Here is a 4,735-nt window from a genome sequence, read left to right as displayed (position 1 = left end):
GAAACGACTACGCGCGCGTGAAGCCCCGTCAGGGGATCACGCGCGCGTGCCTTTCGCTGTGCGGTCGGTCAGCCTTCGTCGCCGGCGCTGCCGCCGCCGGTGACTCCGGTGATGGTGCCGCCGCCCTCCGACGTCCCACCGTCGCCGGTGCCGCCGTCCGCGGTGCCGGGGTCGCTCGACTCCGAACCGGTCGGCTCCTCCGTCGCGGGGTCGCTCGTCACGGGGTCCGACGGCTCGTCCGACGGCTCGCTGCTGTAGCTCGGAGACGGTGAGTAGGACGGCGTGTAGGACGGCGTCCAGTTGGAGCCCGAGTTCGAACCGGTGCTGCCCTCGGAGGTGTCCTCCGTCGACTCCTCGCTCGGCGACGCGCTCGGTGACTCGCTCGCCTGGTCGTCCGACGCGGACGGGGTGGCGCTCGGCGACGTGGTGGTCCCGCTCTCGCCGCCTCCCGTGTCCCGGTTGTTGAGCGCGAGCGCGACGCCCGCGGCGATGGCGATCACCGCGAGGACCGCGAGGATCCACAGCTTGCCGCGGCCACTGCCCCGGTTGCCGCCCCCTTCGAAGCCACCGTCGTCGCCATTGCCGTAGCCCCTGGGCAGGATCGGCTGCGGGATCTGCGAGGTGTGGGAACCGTCGGTGCCGTGCGGCAGCGCGGTGGTGCTCGCGAAGCCCGCCGCGGCGGCACCCGCGCCGGTGCCCGCCCCGACCGGGCCGGTGTTCCAGGTGCCGGTGTGGGCGCCCTGTTCGTACAGCATCTGGAGCCCGTACTGGATGAGGCCGCGCATCTCCTCCGCGGTCTGGAACCGGTCGTCGGGGTCCTTGGCGAGAGAACGCATGACGAGGCCGTCGAGTTCCGGCGGGCACACGCCCTCCGAGGTCTGCGACGGCGGCACCGGGATGTCCTGCACGTGCTGGTAGACCACCGACAGCGGGGTCTCACCGGTGAACGGCGGGCGCAGCGAGAGCAGTTCGTACAGCAGGCAGCCCGTGGCGTACAGGTCGGAGCGGTGGTCGACGGCCTTGCCGAGCGCCTGCTCCGGGGAGAGGTACTGCGGGGTGCCCATGACCATGCCGGTCTGCGTCATCGTCGTCGACGCCCCGTGCAGGGCGCGCGCGATGCCGAAGTCCATCACCTTCACCGCGCCGTTGTCCGTGATGATCACGTTCGCCGGCTTGATGTCGCGGTGCACGATGCCGTGCTGGTGCGAGTAGGCGAGCGCCTCCAGCACCCCGGAGACGATGATCAGCGCCTGCTCGGGGCCCGGCGCCTCGGCGTTGAGGAGCAGGTCACGGATCGTCCGCCCCTCGACCAGTTCCATCACGATGTACGGCACGCTCTGGCTGCCGACGACATCCTCGCCGGAGTCGTACACGGCGACGATCGCGTGGTGGTTGAGGCCGGCGACCGACTGGGCCTCGCGCGTGAAGCGGGCCTTGGACACCGGGTCCTCGGCGAGGTCGGCTCGCAGCAGCTTGACCGCGACGGTCCGGCCGAGACGCACGTCCTCGGCGGCGAACACCTCCGCCATGCCGCCCCGCCCGAGTCTGCCGGTCAGCCGGTAACGGCCGTCCCCGACAAGTCCGCCGTTACCCCACATCTCCGGCGCATCTGACATACCGCCGCCAGTCGCCTCGGGGTCGGACGGGCCCTGAGCGCGCTGCTGCTGTGCCATCAGTCCTCGCCGTCGTTTCTGCCCGCGGTGCGCGCGGTGTTGTTACGGTCTCCGTCGGCCACGCTACAGCCTCCGCGCAAGCCGCCGGTCCGGGATCAGCCCGGGTGATCGGTGGGAGACGGATCGGCCATCAAACCCGTACTCCGCGCCGGCGTGCAAATTCTGTGTACCGGCCGTACGGCACCTGTAACGCTTCCGCGACTCTTCTTTCGCGTACGGTCACGGAACGGGCACCGAGCTTGACGTGTCAGTGCCCTGGGGCAGACTTGGCCGGGAATAGCACTTTCGATCAATGGCAAGCCACGGTGAGCGGCAGAAGCCGGTGGCCCGACGGGGGACGCAGAGAATGAGCCAGGACGGCGCGCAGGGCCGGTACGCGGGGCGGGCGCTCGCCGGCGGCCGCTATCAGCTGCGCGACTTGCTCGGCGAGGGCGGTATGGCCTCGGTGCACCTCGCCTACGACTCGGTGCTCGACCGGCAGGTCGCGGTCAAGACGCTCCACACCGAACTGGGCCGCGAGCAGGCCTTCCGCGAGCGGTTCCGCCGCGAGGCCCAAGCCGTGGCCAAGCTCACCCACACCAACATCGTCTCGGTCTTCGACACCGGCGAGGACGATGTCGACGGCCTGACCACCCCGTACATCGTCATGGAGTACATCGAGGGCCGCCCGCTCGGCTCGGTGCTCGACGAGGACGTACGGGGGCAGGGCGCGATGCCCGCCGACAAGGCGCTCAAGATCACCGCGGATGTGCTGGCCGCCCTGGAGATCAGCCACGAGATGGGCCTGGTCCACCGCGACATCAAGCCCGGCAACGTGATGATGACCAAGCGCGGCGTCGTCAAGGTGATGGACTTCGGCATCGCGCGCGCCATGCAGTCCGGCGTCACCTCGATGACGCAGACCGGCATGGTCGTCGGCACCCCGCAGTACCTCTCGCCCGAGCAGGCCCTCGGCCGCGCCGTCGACGCACGCTCCGACCTGTACTCGGTCGGCATCATGCTGTTCCAACTGGTCACCGGGCGGCTGCCGTTCGACGCCGACTCGCCGCTGGCGATCGCGTACGCGCATGTGCAGGAGGAGCCGGTGGCTCCCTCCTCCATCAACCGCGCGCTGCCGCCGGCCGTCGACGCGCTCGTCGCCCGCGCGCTGAAGAAGAACCCGAACGAGCGCTTCCCCAACGCCGTGGCCATGCGCGACGAGTGCCTGCGCGTCGCGGCCTCCTTCCAGCCGGCCCCGCCGAGCATCGTCGCGGGCACCCCCTCGCAGAGCGGCTCCGGCGTCGGCTCCGCCGTGTTCCCCCCGGTCGGCCAGAACTCCCAGGCGCCCGTCGGCAACGTCCAGACGCCGTACCAGCCGGCCCCGACGCCCAACCCGTACGGCACTCCCTCGACTCCCGCCCCGTCGTACGGCTATCCGCAGCAGGGCTATCAGACGCCCGCTCCGGCGCCGGCGTACGGCCACCAGCAGGGTCCGAACACCTCGCCCGCGTACACCATGAGCCCGCAGGCGGCGGGAGCCCCGGGCGGCGGCCGCAAGAACAGCACCGGCGCGCTCGTCGGGTCGGCGATCGTGGTCCTCGCGACCATCGGCGCCCTGATCGGGACCCTCGCGGCCAACGGCAGTGACGACGACAAGACCAGCGACCCCCTCACCCCCACCGCGTCGCCGTCACAGGTCGCCGGCTACCGGGGCCCGGACACGTCGAGGACGATCGAAACCTCCGAGTGCACCGAGCCGCAGGAGGCGTACAACGACCCGGACAAGGTCCGGCTGCCCGACTTCAGGTACAAGCACATCGACTCGGTGAAGGCGTGCTTCCAGGCCGCGGGCTGGCGGGTCGACGTCGAGGAGAAGGACGACAACACCTGGGGCGACGGGGCCGTCCTGTCTCAGTTCCCCGCCGCGGGCACCGATGTGGATCCGCAGGACATGGACCCCATCAAACTGCAGGTCTCGACGGGCAACCCCCCGCAGTGACCGGGTGAGGGCAAACGGGCCGTCAGGTGTAGGGGTCGTCCTCCTTGGCGGAGGACAACCCCGAAGGAGAGAAGCGCCGACGCTGACGATCACTCAGCAGAGCTGACGTGACAGGGGATCACCGCACATGCGAGGGGTCCGGCGGATACCCGCCGGACCCCTCGCGTGTGTGGGCGGCCTACAGGTAGGGCCCGCCGGTACGCCCGCCCGCCCGCGGGTCGTCATCGTTCTCGTGGCCGCCGGCTCCCGGCGGCAGCGCGCGGCGCATCTGCTCCAACTGGGCCCGCGCCGCCATCTGCTGGGCGAACAGCGTGGTCTGGATTCCGTGGAACAGGCCTTCCAGCCAGCCCACCAACTGGGCCTGCGCGATGCGCAGTTCCGCGTCGCTCGGGGTCGAATCCTCGTTGAACGGCAAGGAGAGCCGCTCCAACTCCTCGACCAGCTCCGGCGCCAGGCCGTCCTCCAACTCCTTCACCGAGCTCGCGTGGATCTCCTTGAGCCGGACGCGGCTGGCCTCGTCGAGGGGAGCCGCACGCACTTCCTCGAGCAGTTGCTTGATCATGCTTCCGATCCGCATGACCTTCGCCGGCTGCTCGACCTGCTCGGTCACGGGGGTCTCGCGGGAGTCGTCGTCCGCGTCGATGCCGCCGAGTGCCATGCCGTCCTGGCCCACGACCAGGATCTTCTGGGCGTTCTCCGGCGACCGTTCGTTCCTCGGCATCTCCATGCCGTCATTCTCTCTCACCCGTACACCTCATCACCGTGGCACCCCCCGTGAAGGACGATCTCCCGCTTTCCCGTTCGGAGCAGTCCGGAATGCGATGCCCATCCCGGCATGTGAGGCTTGTGACCTCATTCTGTGGCGACGGAACACCGGGAGGGGGTCACGGACGTGACTCCAAGGCGGCGGGGGCTGTGCGGGGTGGGTGTCGGGACGGGGCTGCTGCTGGCCGTGCTGCCGTACGGGGGCGCCTCGGCGGACGCGGCGGCGGTATCGGCGTACGAGGGTGCGTCGGCGTACGGCTCCGAGGTCGCGTACGGAGCGGGGCGGCGTACGAGCGTGGCTCGACACGTAGCCCTGAAG

Annotated in this window: 4 protein-coding genes; 2 read left to right on the top strand and 2 right to left on the bottom strand. The window is 70.5% G+C overall.

Annotation, left to right across the window (positions count from 1 at the left end; translation table 11 throughout):
* Positions 1 to 68: 68 nt before the first annotated feature.
* A complete protein-coding gene (locus BZL64_RS17380; RefSeq protein ID WP_086770103.1) occupies positions 69 to 1,673 on the bottom strand; it encodes a protein kinase domain-containing protein in 1,605 nt (534 codons plus the stop codon).
* Between the two features lie 346 nt (positions 1,674 to 2,019).
* Between BZL64_RS17380 and BZL64_RS17375 the strand changes: the two genes are divergently transcribed.
* Positions 2,020 to 3,651, top strand: a complete 1,632-nt coding sequence (locus BZL64_RS17375) for a protein kinase domain-containing protein (RefSeq protein WP_086770102.1) — start codon at positions 2,020 to 2,022, stop codon at positions 3,649 to 3,651.
* Between the two features lie 178 nt (positions 3,652 to 3,829).
* On the opposite strand, the gene BZL64_RS17370 is transcribed toward BZL64_RS17375, so the two are convergent.
* Complete coding sequence (locus tag BZL64_RS17370) at positions 3,830 to 4,378, bottom strand: bacterial proteasome activator family protein (protein WP_086770101.1); 549 nt, start codon at positions 4,376 to 4,378, stop codon at positions 3,830 to 3,832.
* A gap of 165 nt (positions 4,379 to 4,543) precedes the next feature.
* Between BZL64_RS17370 and BZL64_RS40615 the strand changes: the two genes are divergently transcribed.
* The coding region (locus tag BZL64_RS40615; RefSeq protein ID WP_208639461.1) for a hypothetical protein at positions 4,544 to 4,735 on the top strand (192 nt) is incomplete at its 3' end.

It is taken from the genome of Streptomyces bobili (assembly GCF_002154575.1).
Classification (GTDB): Bacteria; Actinomycetota; Actinomycetes; order Streptomycetales; family Streptomycetaceae; genus Streptomyces; species Streptomyces bobili.
The sequence above is the reverse complement of the archived record's forward strand: the minus strand, read 5'-3'. Positions and strand labels throughout refer to the sequence as shown.